This window comes from Rhizobium sp. UGM030330-04 (assembly GCF_003208455.1).
GTDB classification, from domain to species: Bacteria; Pseudomonadota; Alphaproteobacteria; order Rhizobiales; family Rhizobiaceae; genus Agrobacterium; species Agrobacterium rhizogenes_A.
This window is the reverse complement of record NZ_QKML01000028.1, coordinates 1-19,904: the sequence shown is the minus strand read 5'-3', so window position 1 is coordinate 19,904 and position 19,904 is coordinate 1. Positions and strand designations below refer to the sequence as shown.

Sequence of the window (19,904 nt, the reverse complement as noted above, 5' to 3'; positions counted from 1 at the left end):
CAGCGAGAGCCGAACCCTTGATGATCGGGATATCGTCGCCCGGGAAGTCGTAGGACGACAGAAGTTCGCGAACTTCAAGCTCGACGAGCTCGAGAAGCTCGGCGTCGTCAACCTGGTCGACCTTGTTGAGGAACACGACGATCGCCGGAACGCCAACCTGACGGGCAAGCAGGATGTGCTCGCGCGTCTGCGGCATCGGGCCGTCGGCTGCCGAGCAAACCAGGATCGCGCCGTCCATCTGCGCTGCACCGGTGATCATGTTCTTCACGTAGTCGGCGTGGCCGGGGCAGTCAACGTGAGCGTAGTGACGGTTCGGCGTCTCATACTCAACGTGGGCCGTCGAAATCGTGATACCACGAGCCTTCTCTTCAGGAGCAGCGTCGATCTGGTCGTACGCCTTGAACTCGCCGAAGAACTTCGTGATTGCTGCCGTCAGCGACGTCTTGCCATGGTCAACGTGACCGATCGTGCCAATGTTGACGTGCGGCTTCGTCCGCTCAAACTTGCTCTTTGCCATTAGTGGCTCTCCATTCTTGTCCCTTGACGGGAATAATCTTCAAAATTCGGTGGGGCGTACCCCGATCACTTCTGACCGGAGTACTTTGCCTGGATTTCCTGCGCCACGTTCGACGGAACCGGCGAATAGTGGTCGAACGTCATCGAGTACTGTGCGCGGCCCTGCGACATGGAGCGCAGGTTATCGACGTACTTGAACATGTTCGCGAGCGGAACATGCGCGTTGATGACAACGGCGATACCACGGCTCTCCTGGCCCTGGATCTGGCCACGGCGGGAGTTGAGGTCACCGATAACGTCACCGACGTAATCTTCCGGCGTTACAACTTCGACCTTCATCATCGGCTCGAGAAGCTGTGCACCAGCCTTCTTGGCTGCTTCACGGAAGCAGGCGCGCGATGCGATTTCGAAGGCGAGAACCGACGAGTCAACATCGTGGAATGCACCGTCGACCAGCGTCGCCTTGACGCCGAGCATCGGGAAGCCAGCCAGCGGACCGGAAGACAGAACGCTTTCGATACCCTTCTGAACGCCCGGGATGTATTCCTTCGGAACGGCACCACCGACGATCTTGGATTCGAACTTGAAGTCTTCGCCTTCGGGGTTCGGTTCGAAGATGATCTTCACGCGAGCGAACTGACCGGTACCACCGGACTGCTTCTTGTGCGTGTAGTCTTCTTCGTGCTGACGCGTGATCGTTTCGCGGTAGGCAACCTGCGGAGCACCGACGGTTGCTTCAACCTTGAACTCGCGACGCATACGGTCGACGATGATGTCGAGGTGAAGTTCGCCCATGCCGGCAATGATGGTCTGGCCGGATTCGTCGTCGGTCTTGACGCGGAAGGACGGATCTTCTGCAGCCAGACGGTTGAGCGCGAGGCCCATCTTTTCCTGGTCGCCCTTGGTCTTCGGCTCGATCGCGATCTGGATGACCGGCTCGGGGAACTCCATGCGCTCGAGGATAACCGGCTTCAGCGGATCGCAAAGCGTATCGCCCGTCGTGGTTTCCTTCAGACCGGCCAGAGCAACGATGTCGCCTGCATAGGCTTCTTCGATGTCTTCACGGCTGTTGGAGTGCATCTGCAGCATACGGCCGACGCGCTCGCGCTTGTCCTTGACCGTGTTCATGACAGACGTGCCCTTCTCGAGCTTGCCCGAGTAGATGCGTGCGAAGGTGAGCGAACCGACGAAGGGGTCGTTCATGATCTTGAACGCAAGCATGGAAAGCGGCTCGGAGTCGTCAGCGTGACGCTCGATTTCGGCTTCCGTCTTGGCGTCGATGCCCTTGATCGCCGGAATGTCCAGCGGCGAAGGCAGGTAGTCGACAACGGCGTCGAGAAGCGGCTGAACGCCCTTGTTCTTGAACGCGGTACCGCAGAACATCGGGTGGAACTTCACGTCGATGGTGCCGCGGCGAACGAGTTCGCGAATCTTGTCGTTATCCGGATAGTTGCCTTCGAGGTAGGCTTCCATCGCTTCTTCGTCGATCTCGACAACGGTCTCGATCAGCTTTTCGCGATATTCTTCAGCCTTGGCCTTCATGTCCTCGGGGATTTCGACGACGTCCCACTGGGCGCCGAGCGATTCGTCGCGCCATACGAGAGCATTCATCTCGACCAGGTCGATAACGCCCTTGAACTCGGTCTCAGCACCGATCGGCAACTGCATGACAACAGCGGTGGCGCCGAGACGGGTCTTGATCATTTCCACCGAGCGGTAGAAGTCAGCGCCGGTCTTGTCCATCTTGTTGCAGAAGATCATGCGCGGAACATGATACTTCTCGGCCTGGCGCCAGACGGTTTCCGTCTGCGGCTCAACACCGGCGTTGGCGTCGAGCAGCGCGATGGCGCCGTCGAGAACGCGCAGCGAACGCTCGACTTCAATGGTGAAGTCAACGTGGCCGGGGGTGTCGATGATGTTGAAGCGACGGGTCTTGCCGTCACGGCCCTTCCAGAAGGTCGTGGTCGCAGCAGACGTGATGGTGATACCACGCTCCTGCTCCTGCTCCATCCAGTCCATCGTGGCTGCGCCATCGTGAACTTCGCCGATCTTGTGCGACTTACCGGTGTAATAAAGAATACGCTCGGTGGTCGTCGTCTTGCCGGCGTCGATATGCGCCATGATACCGAAATTGCGGTAGTCTTCGATTTTATATTCGCGAGCCATAATGGACTGCCTTTCGATATGCGACCGGTTAAGATTACCAGCGGTAATGCGAGAATGCGCGGTTGGCGTCGGCCATCTTGTGCGTGTCTTCACGCTTCTTGACGGCAGAGCCGCGGTTGTTCGCAGCGTCCATGAGTTCGCCGGAAAGGCGATCGATCATGGTCGTTTCGTTGCGCTTGCGCGCAGCAGTGATCAGCCAGCGGATGGCGAGAGCCTGACGGCGCTCCGGACGAACGTCGACCGGAACCTGGTATGTCGCACCACCAACGCGGCGCGAACGCACTTCAACGTGCGGGGCAACGTTGTCGAGGGCGGAGTGGAACACGGTGAGCGGCTCCTGCTTCGTCTTGCCCTGAACGACGTCGAACGCGCCGTAAACGATGCTTTCTGCAACCGACTTCTTGCCGTGAAGCATGATGGCGTTCATGAACTTGGTGACGACCAGATCACCGAACTTCGGATCCGGGTTGATCTCACGCTTTTCTGCACTATGGCGACGGGACATACTTTTTGTCTCTCAATGTTATTGACGCTATACCACGCGGAGAACCTCGCGCAGCGCCTGATTGTGTTGTTGCCGAAATTACTTCGGACGCTTCGCACCGTACTTCGAACGGCGCTGCTTGCGGTTCTTGACGCCCTGGGTATCGAGAACACCGCGGATGATGTGGTAACGCACACCCGGCAAGTCCTTTACGCGGCCGCCGCGGATCATGACCACGGAGTGTTCCTGAAGGTTGTGACCTTCGCCGGGAATGTAGCCGATGACTTCAAAGCCGTTGGTGAGGCGAATCTTGGCAACCTTACGCAGAGCCGAGTTCGGCTTCTTCGGGGTCGTCGTGTAAACGCGGGTGCAAACACCACGCTTCTGCGGGTTTTCCTGCAGGGCAGGAACCTTGTTGCGCTTTACCTGTGCCTGGCGAGGCTTGCGGATCAGCTGGTTTACGGTAGGCATATAACCATCCCTTGCAAAAACTACTTTAGCCACCCTCACGGGTGGCGGCTATGCCGTTGCCGGCGACGATGCACGCATATATCCTCATGCGCAAAACGTGGCCCGATCCGGTTTCACGGATGGACCACCAAGAGCAGAGGACACCGGATGAGGCGTCTTGCGTGCAACATTCGTGTCTTCTACGTGCAATGGAGACCCGTTTGAGATGATGTTCGGGAAAAAGCTTTCCGAACGGCCAGCACCCACAGAGGCTCCGATGGCGGGCGTACTACTGTTTTAGCCAGCTTTCGTCAAGGGCGAATCCACATTTTGCGCCGCCACCCGCGGCCACAAAGCCCGCCCGCAGGCCATTTCCCACTCCTTGTAACATAAGTCTGCGCCGAAGGTCGCGATTTTGACCTCCGCCCTTTGGCTTTTCATAAAATCCGTCTATTGATTCCCTCAAGCGGCCAGAAGCTGGCTCGCCAAGCGCAGGACCGATTCCGGTCCGCCGCATATACAGCAACGACAGATCAAGGAACCGCGTCATGAGCAACCTCCCCGACAACGACAATGGACGCGGCGAGCCGATGGTCTTCATCGTCATCGGCAAGGCCTACGAGACCGACAACTCGGAAGGCATCGACATCCACGTCATCCTCCGGGCGCCGGACGACGACACCGCCGTTCGCGAAACGCTGAACGCACTTTCCGAGGAAGGTTTCATCGAGGCAGACCTCGACCAGATCGGCATGCTGACCGACATTCCGGATGAGGAACCGCACGCCTCCGCCTATCAGGGCGCACTGGAAGGCGAAGTGGCCATCATCCGTTTCGCCTGAGGCGCGGCCCATGACGGTGAGGCGCGTCGTCACCAATATTGCGGCACCCGACCCTGCGCGGGCGGGTGCCTTTTACGGCGACATTCTCGGCATGACCATCGCCATGGATCACGGCTGGATCGTGACCTATGCGAGCCCGGTGGAGACAACGGCCCAGATCAGCTTCGCCCGCGAAGGCGGCTCCGGCACGGTCGTTCCCGATATCTCCATCGAAGTCGACAATTTCGACGAGATTCACGCCAGGATATTAAAGGCGGAACTACCGATCGAATACGGCCCGGCCAATGAAAGCTGGGGCGTGCGGCGCCTTTTCCTGCGCGACCCCTTTGGCAGACTGGTCAACATATTAAGTCACTTATAGATTATATACTTTAAGTTTAGTAGTATTATTCCATTTTCCGTTGAATAATAGATAAATATAGCCTTATATTATACCCGACATGAAATGACGGTGGCGGGTTGGATAATATATTTTCGGAAGATATCATAGACGACATTTACGAGGCGGCGCTTTTTCCTGACCGCTGGGCGGATGTCATCGCCGCAATCGGCCATCGGCTGGATTTCTGGGGCGGCGCCCTCACCTGGGGCAAGGGAGAGGAGGAGGCCTGGCTCTTCACCCCCAATTTGCAGGAACTGATGCAGGCCTTCATGGAAGGCGGCTGGAATCACCGCAATGACCGCCTCACCCGCGCCGTTCGCGAGGGACAGTTTTCCTTCGTGCACGACTTCGACGTCTTCACCCACGATGAATGGGCGGGACTGCCGATCGTGCGTGACTTCCTCATGCCCCGCGGGCTGGGATATGGCGCGGCAACACAGGTCGCGCCACCTGATCACCCGGAGATGACGGTTCTTTTCGAACGCAAGCTTGAAAGCGGTGTCATCGGCCCGGAGACCATGGCCGCGCTCGGGGGATTGAGGCCGCATATCGCCCGCAGCCTCACCCTCGCGACCCGGCTGCAGCGCCAGAAGGCGGATGCGATGACACTCGGCCTCAACGCGATCGGCGCGCCGGCTGCCGTGCTTCAGGCAAGCGGACGTGTCCTTTCCGCCAACACGCTGTTTCAGACGATCCAGAAATCCATTTCCACCCGCGCCCGCGACCGAATCCTGATCTCCGACGAAAGGGTAAACCGGCTACTTTACAAGGCACTTGCCGGACACAGCGTCGGCTCCTTCCCCCTGCCGACCGAGGGCAGTCCCTGCATCCTGCATGTGATACCGCTGCGCAGGGACGCGCTGGACCTCTCGCCGCATGGCTCGGCCATCGTGCTGATCTCACAGCCATCGGACGCCGTCTTCGATGCGACACCGCTCCTGAAGGGGCTTTACGACCTTACCCGAGGCGAAGCCCGCGTCGCGCTTGAAATCATGAAGGGGCTTTCTCTCCCCTCCGTGGCCAGGCAATTGCAGATTTCCCATGAGACGGTGCGCAGCAATGCCAAGTCGATCTATGCGAAAACGGGCAGTACCGGCCAGACTGATCTCGTTCGCCGCCTTTCCGTCCTGACGCGCTACACCATCGGCGATCAGGACTGAAACAAGCCGCTACTCACAGGCCGGAAGAACGGATCGAAGCCATCATCATCCCAAAGAAAAAGGCGCCCGGATTGCTCCGGACGCCTTCACTGAACTTTGGCGGGGCTTCGAAAAGCCCCTGCCCTGACCTTATTCCGCAGCCGGAACCTGATCCGTCATGTCCTGCAGCATCTGGTTCGCAGAGCCTGCACCCGTACCCTTGCGGCGTTCCTCAAGGATGAGGTCGTCACGCGAGGTGGCGATGCGGCGGATCTGCGTCATGGTGCCGCCAGTACCGGCCGGGATGAGACGGCCGACGATGACGTTTTCCTTGAGACCCTGCAGCGTGTCCGTCTTGCCGGCAATCGCAGCTTCCGTGAGAACCTTGGTGGTTTCCTGGAAGGATGCGGCCGAAATGAAGGACGGCGTCTGCAGCGAAGCCTTGGTGATGCCGAGCAGAACAGGATCGCCGTAAGCCGGCTTCTTGCCCTCCTCGATCAGGCGGTCGTTCATGTCGTCCAGCTCGATACGGTCGACATTGTCGCCGACGATGTACTGGCTGTCGCCGGCATCGGTGATTTCGACCTTCTGCAGCATCTGGCGAACGATCACCTCGATGTGCTTGTCGTTGATCACAACGCCCTGCAGTCGGTAGACTTCCTGGATTTCGTTCACGAGGTAGGAAGCCAGAGCCTCCACGCCCTTAATTGCCAGAATGTCGTGCGGTGCCGGGTTGCCGTCGAGAATGTATTCGCCCTTCTCGATGTAGTCGCCTTCCTGAAGATGGAAGGGCTTGCCCTTCGGGATCAGGTATTCGACCGGCTCGACGCCGTCTTCCGCAGGCTCGATCATCACGCGACGCTTGTTCTTGTAGTCGCGACCCAGGCGGATCGTACCGTCGATCTCTGCGATGACGGCGTGATCCTTCGGACGACGTGCTTCGAACAGTTCGGCAACGCGCGGCAGACCACCGGTGATGTCCTTCGTCTTGGCGCTTTCCAGCGGCGAACGTGCAAGCACGTCACCCTGGGAGACCTTGGAACCCGGCTCGACCGACAGGATGGCGTCCACCGACAGCTGGAAGCGGGCTTCGCCACCACGGGCAAGCTTCGCAACAGCGCCGGAAGCGTCCTTGATGACGATCGCCGGCTTGAGGTCCGAACCGCGCGGCGTCGAACGCCAGTCGATAACCTGACGCTTGGTGATGCCGGTGGATTCGTCGGTGGCTTCCAGAACGGAAAGACCGTCGACGAGGTCCTCGAAGTGAACGGTACCTTCCACTTCCGTCATCATCGGACGGGTGTAGGGGTCCCACTCTGCCAGACGCTGGCCACGCTTTACCTTGTCGCCATCGTCCACGAAGATCTTCGAACCATAGGCAACGCGCTGCGAAGACCGCTCCTGGCCGCGCTCATCGAGAATGGTGACGGCCATGTTACGGCCCATCGCGATAAGAGTGCCTTCGGAGTTGCGCAGGATGTTGCGGTTCTTGATCGCAATCGTGCCCTCGTAAGAGGCTTCGAGGAACGACTGGTCGACCACGTTCGCCGTACCGCCAAGGTGGAAGGTACGCATGGTGAGCTGCGTGCCCGGTTCACCGATCGACTGTGCGGCGATGACGCCAACGGCTTCGCCCATGTTGACAGGCGTACCGCGTGCAAGGTCACGACCGTAGCAGACGCCGCAGACGCCAACCTGCACTTCGCAGGTCAGAGCCGAGCGGATGCGCACGGACTGGATGCCCGCCTTTTCGATGACGGCCACATCGGCTTCATCGATGAGCGTGCCGGCCTTGACGAGGTTTTCGCCCGAAACCGGATGATCGATATCATCAAGCGCCGTACGGCCGAGGATACGTGCGCCGAGCGAGGCAACGACCTGACCGGCATCGACGATGGCTGTCATGGTGAGGCCCTTGTCGGTACCGCAATCGGTGGAGTTGACGATGCAATCCTGCGCGACGTCGACCAGACGGCGGGTAAGGTAACCCGAGTTCGCGGTCTTCAGGGCGGTGTCTGCAAGACCCTTACGGGCACCGTGGGTCGAGTTGAAGTACTCGTTAACGGTCAGGCCTTCCTTGAAGTTCGAGATGATCGGCGTCTCGATGATTTCACCCGACGGCTTCGCCATCAGGCCGCGCATGCCGCCCAGCTGACGCATCTGGTTCGGAGAACCACGAGCGCCCGAGTGGGACATCATGTAGATGGAGTTCATCGGCTTCTGGCGGCCCGTTTCCGGATCGAACTCGACAGCCTTGATGCGTGCCATCATCTCTTCGGCGACCTTTTCGGTAGCCTTGCCCCAGGCGTCGACAACCTTGTTGTACTTTTCGCCCTGGGTGATGAGACCATCGTTGTACTGCTGTTCGTATTCCTTCACGAGAGCTTCGGTGTCACCGACGATCTTCACCTTGCTGTCCGGAATGACCATGTCGTCCTTGCCGAACGAAATGCCGGCGCGGCAGGCATGGGCAAAGCCGAGCTGCATGATGCGGTCGCAGAAGATGACCGTGTCTTTCTGGCCGCAGTGGCGGTAGACCGTGTCGATCATCTTGGAGATGTTCTTCTTGGTCATTTCCTGGTTGCAGACGTCGAAAGGCACATTGACGTTCTTCGGCAGAAGTTCGCCAATCAGCATACGGCCAGGGGTCGTCTCATGAATCTTCGAAACCGGCTTGCCATCGGCATCCACGGTCTTGAAGCGGCCGCGGATCTTGGCATGCAGCGTCACGACCTTGTTTTCAAGCGCGTGATGCAGCTCACCGATATCCGAGAAGGCCATGCCTTCGCCCGGCTCGTTCTGGTTCATGATCGACAGGTAATAGAGGCCGAGAACCATGTCCTGCGACGGAACGATGATCGGATGACCGTTCGCCGGATGCAAGATGTTGTTGGTCGACATCATCAGCACGCGTGCTTCCAGCTGGGCTTCCAGCGAAAGCGGCACGTGGACAGCCATCTGGTCACCGTCGAAGTCGGCGTTGAAGGCCGTGCAGACGAGCGGGTGCAGCTGGATGGCCTTGCCTTCGACCAGCATGGGTTCGAAAGCCTGGATACCCAGACGGTGCAGCGTCGGTGCGCGGTTCAGAAGAACCGGATGCTCGCGGATGACCTCGTCGAGGATATCCCAGACCTCCGGCTTTTCCTTTTCAACCAGCTTCTTGGCCTGCTTGACGGTCGAGGAATAACCCTTGGCGTCGAGGCGGGCGTAGATGAACGGCTTGAACAGTTCGAGCGCCATCTTCTTCGGCAGGCCGCACTGGTGCAGCTTCAGTTCCGGACCGGTCACGATGACCGAACGACCGGAATAGTCGACGCGCTTGCCGAGAAGGTTCTGGCGGAAGCGGCCCTGCTTGCCCTTGAGCATGTCGGAGAGCGACTTCAGCGGGCGCTTGTTGGCACCCGTGATGACGCGGCCGCGACGGCCGTTGTCGAACAGCGCATCGACGGATTCCTGCAACATGCGCTTTTCGTTGCGGATGATGATGCCAGGCGCGCGAAGCTCGATCAGGCGCTTCAGACGGTTGTTACGGTTGATGACGCGGCGATAGAGATCGTTAAGGTCGGACGTCGCGAAACGGCCGCCATCCAGCGGAACCAGCGGACGCAGGTCCGGCGGAATGACCGGAACGACCTTCATGATCATCCATTCCGGACGGTTGCCCGACTCCATGAAGTTCTCGACGATCTTCAGGCGCTTCATCAGCTTCTTCTGCTTGAGATCAGACGTGGTCTCAGCAAGTTCGGCACGCAGGTCGCCGGCGATCTTTTCGAGGTTCATCGAAGCCAGCATCTCGTAGATGGCTTCAGCGCCGATCATGGCGGTGAACTGGTCTTCGCCGAACTCGTCGACGGCGATCATGTACTCTTCTTCGGACAGAAGCTGGTTCTGCTTCAGCGAAGTGAGGCCAGGCTCGGTGACGATGTAGTTCTCGAAATAAAGAACGCGTTCGACATCCTTCAGCGTCATGTCGAGCAGGGTCGAGATACGCGAGGGAAGCGACTTCAGGAACCAGATGTGGGCAACCGGCGCTGCGAGCTCGATATGGCCCATGCGCTCACGGCGAACGCGCGACAGCGTTACTTCGACGCCGCACTTTTCGCAGATGATGCCCTTGTACTTCATGCGCTTGTACTTGCCGCACAGGCACTCGTAGTCCTTGATCGGTCCGAAGATACGCGCGCAGAAAAGGCCGTCGCGTTCCGGCTTGAACGTACGGTAGTTGATGGTTTCCGGCTTCTTGATCTCGCCGTAGGACCACGACAGGATTTTTTCCGGCGAAGCAATCGAAATCCGGATGGAATCGAAATGCTGCGCAGGCACCTGAGGATTGAAAAGATTCATGACCTCTTGGTTCATGCCTTGTCTCCTTGAGAGGCTAGCTGCTGCCCCTGTTTGCATCCGGACCGGTTTCTTCCCGGGTCGCCGTCCAGAGCTTTAAATACGGATTAACCGCACAATGCGGCGAAAGTGTCCCACGCCAGCCGGGCTGACGGGAAACCGGCAGGCGCCCGGCAGGCGCCCGCCTCTCTCATTTTTATTCCGCCGCGTCGGGCAGCTGGTCTTCTGGCTGGTTCTCGATCTTCGAGTTTTCCAGCTCAACCGAAAGACCGAGCGACCGCATTTCCTTGACGAGAACGTTGAAGCTCTCCGGAATACCGGCCTCGAAGGTATCGTCGCCACGGACGATCGCTTCGTAGACCTTGGTGCGGCCGGCCACGTCGTCCGACTTGACGGTCAGCATTTCCTGCAGCGTGTAGGCCGCGCCGTATGCTTCCAGAGCCCAGACTTCCATTTCCCCGAAGCGCTGTCCGCCGAACTGCGCCTTGCCGCCCAGCGGCTGCTGGGTAACGAGCGAGTAAGGACCGATCGAGCGAGCGTGGATCTTGTCGTCAACAAGGTGGTTCAGCTTGATCATGTACATGTAGCCGACGGTGACCTTGCGGTCGAATGGCTCACCGGTACGACCGTCATAAAGGACGGACTGACCGGATTCATGCAGACCTGCCTTCTTCAGCATCGCGGCAACGTCGGGCTCATGCGCACCGTCGAAGACCGGGGTCGCGATGGAAACACCGCGCTTGGCTTCTTCGGCAAGCTTCACCAGCGAGTCGTCGTCGAAACGCTGAACCTCGTCATTGGCTTCAGACGCGTAGATTTCCGTCAGCTCGCTGCGAAGTTCGCTGATGTCCATCGTCTTGCGATACTCTTCGAGCATCTCGCCGATCTTCTTGCCCATGCCTGCGCATGCCCACGCGAGGTGAGTTTCGAGGATCTGGCCGACGTTCATGCGCGAAGGCACGCCGAGCGGGTTCAAGCAGATGTCGACATGCGTGCCGTCTTCGAGGAACGGCATGTCCTCGACCGGAACGATACGCGAGACGACGCCCTTGTTACCGTGACGGCCGGCCATCTTGTCGCCCGGCTGGATCTTGCGCTTAACAGCAACGAAGACCTTGACCATCTTCATGACGCCCGGAGGCATTTCGTCGCCGCGCTGGACCTTTTCAACCTTGTCCATGAAGCGCTGTTCAAGGCGCGACTTGGATTCGTCGTACTGGCCGCGAAGCGCTTCGAGTTCGGACTGGGCCTTCTCGTCTTCGACCGCGAACATCCACCACTGCGAGCGGGGATATTCGGAAACGACGGCGTTGGAAAGCTCGACGCCCTTCTTGAAGCCCTTCGGACCGGCGATGGAAACGTGGCCACGCAGCATGTCGATCAGGCGGCCGTAGACGTTACGGTCAAGAATTGCCTGTTCGTCGTCGCGGTCCTTCGCCAGACGTTCGATCTCTTCGCGCTCGATAGCCATCGCGCGCTCGTCCTTCTCCACACCGTGACGGTTGAAGACGCGGACTTCGACGACCGTACCGAACGTGCCCGGAGGCATGCGCATGGAGGTGTCGCGAACGTCGGAAGCCTTTTCACCGAAGATGGCGCGCAGAAGCTTTTCTTCCGGCGTCATCGGGCTTTCGCCCTTCGGCGTGATCTTGCCGACGAGGATATCGCCCGGCTGAACTTCCGCACCGATGTAAACGATACCGGCTTCGTCGAGGTTCTTCAGCGCTTCTTCCGAAACGTTCGGAATGTCGCGCGTGATTTCTTCCGGACCAAGCTTCGTGTCGCGTGCCATCACTTCGAATTCTTCGATGTGAATGGAGGTGAACACGTCGTCGGAAACGATACGTTCCGACATCAGGATCGAGTCTTCGTAGTTGTAACCGTTCCAGGGCATGAACGCGACGAGCGCGTTACGGCCAAGCGCCAGATCGCCGAGGTCGGTCGAAGGACCGTCCGCGATGATGTCACCCTTGGAGATGGCGTCACCGACGGAAACCAGCGGACGCTGGTTGACGCAGGTATTCTGGTTCGAACGCTGGAACTTCTGCAGACGATAGATGTCAACACCGGACTTGCCGGCATCGAGATCTTCCGTGGCGCGGATAACGATACGGGTCGCATCCACCTGATCGACAACACCGCCACGACGGGCCGCGATGGCAGCACCGGAGTCACGGGCAACGATCGGCTCCATGCCGGTACCGACGAACGGTGCCTCGGCGCGCAGAAGCGGAACGGCCTGACGCTGCATGTTCGAGCCCATGAGAGCGCGGTTGGCGTCGTCGTTTTCCAGGAACGGAATGAGAGCCGCTGCGACCGAAACGAGCTGCTTCGGCGAAACGTCCATCAGGTTGATGTTGTCACGCGGGGCGAGCATAACTTCGCCCGAATGACGGGAAACGACGAACTCTTCGGAGAACGAACCATCGTCGTTGAGCGGCGCGTTGGCCTGTGCGACGTAATACTTGGCCTCTTCCATGGCGGAGAGATAGATCACGTCGTTCGTAACCTTGCCGTCCACGATCTTGCGGTACGGGCTTTCGATGAAGCCGTACTTGTTGACGCGGGCGAAGGTCGCGAGGCTGTTGATAAGACCGATGTTCGGGCCTTCCGGCGTTTCGATCGGGCAAATACGGCCGTAATGGGTCGGGTGAACGTCGCGGACTTCGAAGCCGGCGCGCTCGCGGGTCAGACCACCCGGTCCAAGAGCCGAAAGACGGCGCTTGTGGGTGATTTCCGAAAGCGGGTTCACCTGGTCCATGAACTGCGACAGCTGCGAGGAACCGAAGAATTCGCGAACGGCGGCAGCAGCCGGCTTCGCGTTGATCAGGTCCTGCGGCATCACGGTGTCGATTTCGATCGAGGACATACGTTCCTTGATCGCACGTTCCATGCGCAGAAGGCCGAGACGATACTGGTTTTCCATCAGCTCGCCGACCGAACGGACACGACGGTTGCCGAGGTTGTCGATATCGTCGATCTCGCCCTTGCCGTCACGCAGTTCGACCAGCATCTTGACGACCGCGAGGATGTCTTCCTTGCGCAGCGTGCGCACGGTGTCTTCCGCGTCGAGGTCGAGACGCATGTTCATCTTGACGCGGCCAACGGCCGAAAGGTCGTAACGCTCTGCATCGAAGAACAGCGAGTTGAACATCGCTTCCGCCGATTCCATGGTCGGCGGCTCACCCGGACGCATGACGCGGTAGATGTCGAACAGGGCTTCCTGACGGTTTTCGTTCTTGTCGGCAGACAGCGTGTTGCGGATGTAGGCGCCAACATTGACGTGGTCGATGTTGAGAACCGGAATCTCGTCAAAGCCGGACTGCAGGATAAGACCAAGCGTCTTCTCGTCGATTTCGTCGCCGGCTTCGAGATAGATTTCGCCCGTCTCGTAGTTGACGATGTCTTCGGCCAGATAGTTGCCGTACAGGTCCTCGTCGGTCGCCTTCAGCGCCTTGAGGCCCTTTTCGGAAAGCTGGCGGATAAGGCGCGGGGTCAGCTTCTTGCCGGCCTCGACAACGACTTCGCCGGTATCGGCGTCGATCATGTCGGTGACGACCTTGGCGTTCTTCAGCGTCTCGGACTGGAACGGAATGCGCCAGCCGTCGCCGTCGCGCTCATAGGAAGCCTTGGTGTAGAAGGTCGACAGAATGTCTTCGCCATCCATGCCAAGCGCCATCAGGAGCGAGGTCACGGGCAGCTTGCGGCGACGGTCGATACGCGCATAGACGATGTCCTTGGCGTCGAATTCGATATCGAGCCAGGAACCACGATAGGGGATGACGCGCGCGGCAAAGAGCAGCTTGCCGGAAGAATGGCTCTTGCCCTTGTCGTGGTCGAAGAACACGCCCGGCGAACGGTGCATCTGCGAAACGATGACGCGCTCGGTGCCGTTGACGATGAACGTGCCGTTATTGGTCATGAGCGGCATGTCGCCCATGTAGACGGACTGTTCCTTGATGTCCTTGATGGACTTCGCGCCGGTATCCTCGTCGATATCGAACACGATGAGGCGCAGCGTCACTTTCAGCGGCGCCGCATAGGTCAGGTCGCGCTGACGGCATTCCTCGACGTCGAACTTCGGCGCTTCGAACTCGTAGGACACGAATTCGAGCATGGAGGCGCCCGAGAAATCGGTGATCGGGAATACGGACTTGAATACGGCATTCAATCCCTCGTCGGGACGGCCACCCTTGGGCTCGTCAACCATGAGAAACTGGTCATACGAAGCCTTCTGAACCTCGATGAGGTTCGGCATTTCCGCTACTTCTGGAATTTTGCCGAAAAACTTGCGTACGCGCCTGCGACCGTTAAACGAAAGGGTCTGAGCCATCGTCGCTCCTTTAAAATTGCATCCGGGCCTGCAACGGACGGGAACCGATGGCCAGTCGATCCCGTCAAGCAATGGGTGTCATCAATCTCGTTCCACATCCCGGATCGATCAGGCCGGATTGCCTTGATGAGCCGGTTCGGAACCATTCTCTTGAAGAACCCATTACCCAAAAGCCGTTTTCAAGCGGCTTTTGGGTAATAAGTTTTAAAAACGATGACGACGGAAAGGGGCATTAAGCCCCTTCCCGCCAGCAATCGCAAGATTACTTAACGTCAACCTTGGCGCCTGCGTCTTCAAGCTTCTTCTTGAGATCAGCAGCTTCAGCCTTGGAAACGGCTTCCTTGACCGGCTTCGGAGCGCCTTCGACGAGGTCCTTGGCTTCCTTGAGGCCGAGACCGGTGATGCCGCGGACTTCCTTGATGACGTTGATCTTGTTGGCGCCAGCGTCAACCAGGATAACGTCGAACTCGGTCTTTTCTTCTTCAGCAGCAGCAGCAGCGCCTGCACCGCCGGCAACAGCAGCAACAGCTACCGGAGCAGCAGCGGAAACGCCCCACTTTTCTTCGAGAAGCTTGGACAGTTCTGCAGCTTCCAGAACGGTCAGCGAGGAGAGGTCTTCTACGATCTTTGCGAGATCAGCCATTTTGATAGTTCCTTTTGTTCAGTTCGAACCAGTTTGAATATTTACAGCGAAAAACCGCCTTAAGCGGCTTCGTCCTTCTTGGCGTAAGCCGAGAACACGCGGGCAAGCTGGCTTGCCGGTGCTGCAACAACCGTTGCGACGCGGGTTGCCGGGGCATTGAGAAGGCCCAGCAGCTTCGCACGCAGCTCGTCCAGCGAAGGCAGGGTCGCAAGCGACTTGACTGCTTCGGCGTTGAGCGTGGTTGCGCCCATGGCGCCACCGAGAACAACGACCTTGTCGTTGGTCTTGGCGAAATCCATGACGACTTTCGGAGCGATCATCGGGTCAGTGCTGTATGCAATCAGCGTCTGTCCCTTGAAGAGATCTGACATCCCTTCCGACTCCGTACCCTGAAGAGCGATCTTGGCCAGGCGGTTCTTCGCGACCTTGACGGTGCCTCCGGCAGCGCGCATCTTCGAACGGAAGTCGTTCATCTGCGCAACGGTGACACCAGCATAGTGGGCCACGACAACCGAACCGGAAGCCTTGAAGACTTCGTTCAGCTCCGTGACGAATTCGCGTTTTTCCGCTCTTTCCACTGTCTGTCTCCAGTAGACGGGAACACAACATGTGAACCCGTCGGGTTTGCCTTTGCCCCAAGGGACCTTTTTACAAAGATCCCGAGCGACGCTCGAGGATCCTGTCCCCCGCTCTGTCGCCGCAAACGGCTTCAGGCACAGGCACACCAGGTTCGAACCGGACAGTCAGGCATCGTTTCGATGCCTCAAATCCAGCCTCACCCGTCTCATGCAGGTTGAATGATTAAGGCCAAGTCCCGAAAGACATGGCCACCCGCAATCTCGGACAGGAGTTCCGGGTTTCCCCGGAAATCTCCGGCTCCTGGGAGCCGGAAATTCTTTTATTCACACTTCCCTTGAGAAGCGCGAGAATTGATTAAGCCGAAACCGACGAAGGATCGATCTTGACGCCCGGACCCATGGTCGAGGAAATGGCGACGCGCTTGACATAGTTGCCCTTGGCGCCAGCCGGCTTTGCCTTGATGACCGCATCGGCGAAAGCCTTGATGTTTTCCTCAAGAGCCTTGGCATCGAACGAAGCCTTGCCAACGCCAGCGTGTACGATACCGGCCTTTTCGACGCGGAACTCGACAGCGCCGCCCTTGGACGCCTTGACGGCGCCGGCAACATCCATCGTCACCGTACCGACCTTCGGGTTCGGCATCATGCCACGCGGGCCGAGTACCTTGCCGAGACGGCCGACGAGCGGCATCATGTCCGGGGTCGCGATGCAGCGATCGAAGTCGATCTTGCCGCCCTGGACGATTTCAACCAGCTCTTCCGCGCCAACAACGTCAGCGCCGGCTGCCGTGGCTTCATCAGCCTTGGCGCCACGGGCGAAGACGGCGACGCGAACGTCACGGCCGGTGCCGTTCGGCAGGTTGACGACGCCACGAACCATCTGGTCCGCGTGGCGCGGGTCAACGCCGAGGTTCATCGAAACTTCAACGGTTTCGTCGAACTTGGCGACAGCACGTTCCTTGACCATCGAGATGGCGTCGGTAAGAACGTAAAGCTTGCTGGGATCCACGCCTTCGCGGATCTTCTGAATGCGCTTTGCTACCTTGGCCATGATCAACCTACCACTTCCAGGCCCATGGCGCGGGCAGAGCCCTCAACCATTGCCATTGCGCCTTCGATGTCGGCTGCGTTCAGATCCTTCATCTTGGCTTCAGCGATCGTCTTGACCTGAGCCTTGGTGATGGAGCCGACCTTGGCGCCCTTGCCAGGCGTCTTGGAACCGGAGGTGATCTTCGCTTCCTTCTTCAGCCAGTAGGTCATCGGCGGCTGCTTCATGACGAAGGTGAAGGACTTGTCCTGGTAATAGGTGATGACGACCGGGATCGGCATACCCTTTTCCATTTCCTGCGTGGCAGCGTTGAACGCCTTGCAGAATTCCATGATGTTAATGCCACGCTGACCAAGTGCAGGACCGATCGGCGGGGACGGATTGGCCGCCCCGGCCTTTACCTGCAGCTTGAGCTGGCCTGCAACTTTCTTAGCCATATCTCTCTGCCTTTCAATTCAAACCGGTGACCCGGTCTCTCTCAAGCCGGATCGCTCCGGCGGCTGCGGTTGCGTGGTGCGGCGCCCTGCCCCGGCTTAAGGGCCAGATTGCCTTCCACGCGCTTGGGGCTTCGCCCCGCCAATCAGACCTTCTCGACCTGATTGTATTCCAGCTCGACCGGCGTAGCGCGGCCGAAAATCGAAACTTCCACCTTCAGGCGCGAGCGCTCTTCGTCGACATCCTGAACCACGCCGTTGAACGACGCGAACGGACCATCGGAAACGCGAACCTGCTCGCCGATCTCGAACGAAACCGAAGACTTCGGACGCTCGACACCTTCCTGAACCTGACCGAGGATACGATCGGCCTCATAATCCGGGATCGGAACAGGCTTGCTGTCCGAACCGAGGAAACCGGTCACCTTCGGCGTGTTCTTGATGAGGTGATAGGCCTCATCCGTCAGGTTGGCGCGCACCAGCACGTAACCCGGAAAGAACTTGCGCTCGCTGTCGACCTTGCGGCCACGACGCACCTCGACGACCTTTTCGGTCGGCACGAGGATTTTCTCAAAAAGATGATCCAGACCCTTCTGGCGGGCCTTTTCCTCGATCGACTCGGCGACCTTCTTTTCAAAATTCGAATATGCGTGAACGATATACCAGCGCGCTGCCATTTTTATTCTCCGTTCGATCCTTCCACCGGGCCTTCGACCGCGCCGTTACCGGCCTACGTTCAGCACCAGACTGAGCAGCCAGCCGATGAGCTGATCCGCAGCAAAGAAGAACAGAGCCGCAAAAATGACCATCACCAGCACCATAGCCGTCGAAATCATGGTCTCGCGGCGCGACGGCCAAGTGATTTTTGACGCTTCGGCGCGAACCTGCTGCAGAAACGTAAACGGATTGGTTTTGGATGCCATTGACTGCCCACGCAATTACGGCGCGTAAAGCCGATACTGATCAGCCCCACGCACCGCGTGTCTGTTTTGACCCTACATAAACACCGATTCCACTTTTAACAAGAGGAAATCGACATTCGGCGAAATTCGCCGGAAATCCGGCATCCATCTGCCATGCAGCGAAAGCCCGCGCTTGCGAATGGAAAGTGGCAGGGGCAGAGGGGCTCGAACCCCCGACCTGCGGTTTTGGAGACCGCCGCTCTACCAACTGAGCTATACCCCTTCGACACCTGAACCGGCCGCTAAATCGCTTGGCCAATTCGGTATGCGCTCCTTTAAGGTGCAGGGAAAAGAATGGCAAGTGTGTTTTTTGTTTTTTCACATTGTCTGGCAAAATATGCCGACGCACTTCCCTGCCCCGCCTGATGCACCCCCTATTGCATTGATCCGCCTTCAACACTTTCACAGGAAACCCCATGAGCATCTATCTCGTCCGTCACGGCCAGACCGAATTTGATGCCGTCCGCCGCTGGCAGGGCCAGGTCGATTCGCCGCTGACGGAACTGGGGCGGCAGCAGGCGATGCTGATGGGACGCAGGCTCGCCACGCTGGTTGAAACCGGTGAAGTGCATATTTTTTCCAGCCCGCTTGGCAGGGCCAGACAGACCTGTGAAATCGTCGCGGGCGAAATCGGCATGATCGACGGCATCACTCTCGATCCCGGACTGATGGAAATCGGCATGGGCGCATGGGATGGCATGACGGATTACGAGATCGACTACGAATATCCCGGCATGCGCGACGGGCTGGATCGCTACGAGTGGTTTTTCCATGCACCGGGCGGCGAAACATTCGACAGGATGAGGAGCCGCGTCGCCCGCAGCCTGGAGACGATCACACAGAGACAGGCCCGCGACGCGATCGTCATCTGCCACGGCATAACCAGCCGGATATTGCGCGGCGTCTATGCGAACCTTTCCAGAGAGGAAGCCCTGCGCCTCGATGTGCCGCAGGATGCGTTTTTCCATCTTCAGGACGGCGACGTCACCCGGATCGACTGCTGATCCTTTCAGGCAATAAAAAACCCCGCTGTTTCCAGCGGGGTTTTCCTCAATCCCTTGCGGGTTTGAAAATTACTCGACGATCGAAGCCACGATGCCGGCGCCGACGGTACGGCCGCCTTCGCGGATAGCGAAGCGCAGCTTTTCTTCCATCGCGATCGGAACGATCAGCTCGACGTCAACGGTGACGTTGTCGCCAGGCATAACCATTTCCGTGCCTTCCGGAAGCGTAACGATGCCCGTTACGTCCGTCGTGCGGAAGTAGAACTGCGGACGGTAGTTCGTGAAGAACGGCGTATGACGGCCGCCTTCTTCCTTCGTCAGGATGTAGGCTTCGGCCTTGAACTTCTTGTGCGGCTTGACGGAACCCGGCTTGCACAGGATCTGACCACGCTCGACGCCGTCACGGTTAACACCGCGAACCAGTGCACCGATGTTGTCGCCGGCCTGGCCCTGGTCGAGCAGCTTGCGGAACATTTCAACGCCGGTAACCGTCGTCTTCGAGGTCGGACGGATGCCGACGATCTCGACTTCTTCACCAACCTTGACGATACCGCGCTCAACGCGACCCGTCACAACCGTACC

The 19,904-nt window shown here is 58.8% G+C and carries 17 protein-coding genes and 1 tRNA gene; 4 read left to right on the top strand and 14 right to left on the bottom strand.

Translation table 11 applies throughout. The features are described 5' to 3' along the window. The 4 genes from N434_RS24915 to rpsL all read right to left on the bottom strand — a co-directional run. Positions 1 to 517: GTP-binding protein (locus N434_RS24915; RefSeq protein WP_146227678.1), on the bottom strand; the 517-nt coding region annotated here is incomplete at its 3' end. A gap of 65 nt (positions 518 to 582) precedes the next feature. Then, a complete protein-coding gene (gene fusA, locus N434_RS24910) occupies positions 583 to 2,682 on the bottom strand; it encodes an elongation factor G (RefSeq protein WP_065113660.1) in 2,100 nt (699 codons plus the stop codon). A 34-nt stretch (positions 2,683 to 2,716) separates the two neighbouring features. Continuing rightward, positions 2,717 to 3,187 (bottom strand): 30S ribosomal protein S7, encoded by a 471-nt coding sequence (gene rpsG, locus N434_RS24905; RefSeq protein WP_065113661.1) that lies wholly within the window; start codon positions 3,185 to 3,187, stop codon positions 2,717 to 2,719. A gap of 78 nt (positions 3,188 to 3,265) precedes the next feature. After that, positions 3,266 to 3,637 (bottom strand): 30S ribosomal protein S12, encoded by a 372-nt coding sequence (rpsL, locus tag N434_RS24900; RefSeq protein ID WP_003507760.1) that lies wholly within the window; start codon positions 3,635 to 3,637, stop codon positions 3,266 to 3,268. 527 nt (positions 3,638 to 4,164) lie between these two features. Here rpsL and N434_RS24895 point away from each other — a divergent pair. The 3 genes from N434_RS24895 to N434_RS24885 all read left to right on the top strand — a co-directional run bounded on the left by N434_RS24895 (position 4,165) and on the right by N434_RS24885 (position 6,000). Beyond that, entirely contained in the window at positions 4,165 to 4,458 is a 294-nt protein-coding gene (locus N434_RS24895) for a transcriptional regulator (RefSeq protein WP_110760736.1), read from the top strand. Between the two features lie 10 nt (positions 4,459 to 4,468). Next, positions 4,469 to 4,819, top strand: coding sequence for a VOC family protein (locus tag N434_RS24890; RefSeq protein ID WP_110760735.1), 351 nt, complete (start codon positions 4,469 to 4,471; stop codon positions 4,817 to 4,819). A 98-nt stretch (positions 4,820 to 4,917) separates the two neighbouring features. Then, on the top strand, positions 4,918 to 6,000 hold the full coding sequence (locus N434_RS24885; RefSeq protein ID WP_110760734.1) for a helix-turn-helix transcriptional regulator: 1,083 nt from the start codon (positions 4,918 to 4,920) through the stop codon (positions 5,998 to 6,000). A 129-nt stretch (positions 6,001 to 6,129) separates the two neighbouring features. Here the strand turns inward: N434_RS24885 and rpoC are convergent, their stop codons facing one another. The 9 genes from rpoC to N434_RS24840 all read right to left on the bottom strand — a co-directional run bounded on the left by rpoC (position 6,130) and on the right by N434_RS24840 (position 18,541). Continuing rightward, the gene (gene rpoC, locus N434_RS24880) at positions 6,130 to 10,338 is read right to left on the bottom strand and encodes a DNA-directed RNA polymerase subunit beta' (protein WP_065113665.1); all 4,209 of its coding nucleotides are present in this window, start codon (positions 10,336 to 10,338) and stop codon (positions 6,130 to 6,132) included. Positions 10,339 to 10,516: 178 nt separating this feature from the next. Beyond that, on the bottom strand, positions 10,517 to 14,653 hold the full coding sequence (gene rpoB / locus N434_RS24875; protein WP_110760733.1) for a DNA-directed RNA polymerase subunit beta: 4,137 nt from the start codon (positions 14,651 to 14,653) through the stop codon (positions 10,517 to 10,519). A gap of 262 nt (positions 14,654 to 14,915) precedes the next feature. After that, positions 14,916 to 15,296, bottom strand: coding sequence for a 50S ribosomal protein L7/L12 (rplL, locus tag N434_RS24870; RefSeq protein ID WP_065113667.1), 381 nt, complete (start codon positions 15,294 to 15,296; stop codon positions 14,916 to 14,918). Between the two features lie 59 nt (positions 15,297 to 15,355). Then, on the bottom strand, positions 15,356 to 15,874 hold the full coding sequence (rplJ, locus tag N434_RS24865; protein WP_065113668.1) for a 50S ribosomal protein L10: 519 nt from the start codon (positions 15,872 to 15,874) through the stop codon (positions 15,356 to 15,358). A 355-nt stretch (positions 15,875 to 16,229) separates the two neighbouring features. Further along, positions 16,230 to 16,925 (bottom strand): 50S ribosomal protein L1, encoded by a 696-nt coding sequence (gene rplA, locus N434_RS24860; RefSeq protein ID WP_110760732.1) that lies wholly within the window; start codon positions 16,923 to 16,925, stop codon positions 16,230 to 16,232. Positions 16,926 to 16,927: 2 nt separating this feature from the next. Continuing rightward, entirely contained in the window at positions 16,928 to 17,359 is a 432-nt protein-coding gene (gene rplK, locus N434_RS24855) for a 50S ribosomal protein L11 (RefSeq protein ID WP_003523723.1), read from the bottom strand. 143 nt (positions 17,360 to 17,502) lie between these two features. Then, the gene (gene nusG, locus N434_RS24850; protein ID WP_065113670.1) at positions 17,503 to 18,033 is read right to left on the bottom strand and encodes a transcription termination/antitermination protein NusG; all 531 of its coding nucleotides are present in this window, start codon (positions 18,031 to 18,033) and stop codon (positions 17,503 to 17,505) included. Between the two features lie 45 nt (positions 18,034 to 18,078). Beyond that, positions 18,079 to 18,279 (bottom strand): preprotein translocase subunit SecE, encoded by a 201-nt coding sequence (gene secE, locus N434_RS24845; protein ID WP_003523719.1) that lies wholly within the window; start codon positions 18,277 to 18,279, stop codon positions 18,079 to 18,081. 186 nt (positions 18,280 to 18,465) lie between these two features. Continuing rightward, positions 18,466 to 18,541: transfer RNA gene (locus N434_RS24840), tRNA-Trp, on the bottom strand. Positions 18,542 to 18,734: 193 nt separating this feature from the next. Between N434_RS24840 and N434_RS24835 the strand changes: the two genes are divergently transcribed. Then, complete coding sequence (locus N434_RS24835) at positions 18,735 to 19,322, top strand: histidine phosphatase family protein (RefSeq protein ID WP_110760731.1); 588 nt, start codon at positions 18,735 to 18,737, stop codon at positions 19,320 to 19,322. 69 nt (positions 19,323 to 19,391) lie between these two features. Here the strand turns inward: N434_RS24835 and N434_RS24830 are convergent. Beyond that, on the bottom strand, positions 19,392 to 19,904 hold a 513-nt coding region (locus tag N434_RS24830; RefSeq protein WP_286172148.1), incomplete at its 5' end, for an EF-Tu C-terminal domain-related protein.

Excerpts from the sequence above, each read along its gene's own strand:
- fusA (WP_065113660.1), bottom strand. The coding sequence starts at position 2,682 with ATGGCTCGCGAATATAAAATCGAAGACTACCGCAATTTCGGTATCATG.
- rpsG (WP_065113661.1), bottom strand. The coding sequence starts at position 3,187 with ATGTCCCGTCGCCATAGTGCAGAAAAGCGTGAGATCAACCCGGATCCG.
- rpsL (WP_003507760.1), bottom strand. The coding sequence starts at position 3,637 with ATGCCTACCGTAAACCAGCTGATCCGCAAGCCTCGCCAGGCACAGGTA.
- N434_RS24895 (WP_110760736.1), top strand. The coding sequence starts at position 4,165 with ATGAGCAACCTCCCCGACAACGACAATGGACGCGGCGAGCCGATGGTC.
- N434_RS24890 (WP_110760735.1), top strand. The coding sequence starts at position 4,469 with ATGACGGTGAGGCGCGTCGTCACCAATATTGCGGCACCCGACCCTGCG.
- rpoC (WP_065113665.1), bottom strand. The coding sequence starts at position 10,338 with ATGAACCAAGAGGTCATGAATCTTTTCAATCCTCAGGTGCCTGCGCAG.
- rpoB (WP_110760733.1), bottom strand. The coding sequence starts at position 14,653 with ATGGCTCAGACCCTTTCGTTTAACGGTCGCAGGCGCGTACGCAAGTTT.
- rplL (WP_065113667.1), bottom strand. The coding sequence starts at position 15,296 with ATGGCTGATCTCGCAAAGATCGTAGAAGACCTCTCCTCGCTGACCGTT.
- rplA (WP_110760732.1), bottom strand. The coding sequence starts at position 16,925 with ATGGCCAAGGTAGCAAAGCGCATTCAGAAGATCCGCGAAGGCGTGGAT.
- rplK (WP_003523723.1), bottom strand. The coding sequence starts at position 17,359 with ATGGCTAAGAAAGTTGCAGGCCAGCTCAAGCTGCAGGTAAAGGCCGGG.
- nusG (WP_065113670.1), bottom strand. The coding sequence starts at position 18,033 with ATGGCAGCGCGCTGGTATATCGTTCACGCATATTCGAATTTTGAAAAG.
- secE (WP_003523719.1), bottom strand. The coding sequence starts at position 18,279 with ATGGCATCCAAAACCAATCCGTTTACGTTTCTGCAGCAGGTTCGCGCC.
- N434_RS24835 (WP_110760731.1), top strand. The coding sequence starts at position 18,735 with ATGAGCATCTATCTCGTCCGTCACGGCCAGACCGAATTTGATGCCGTC.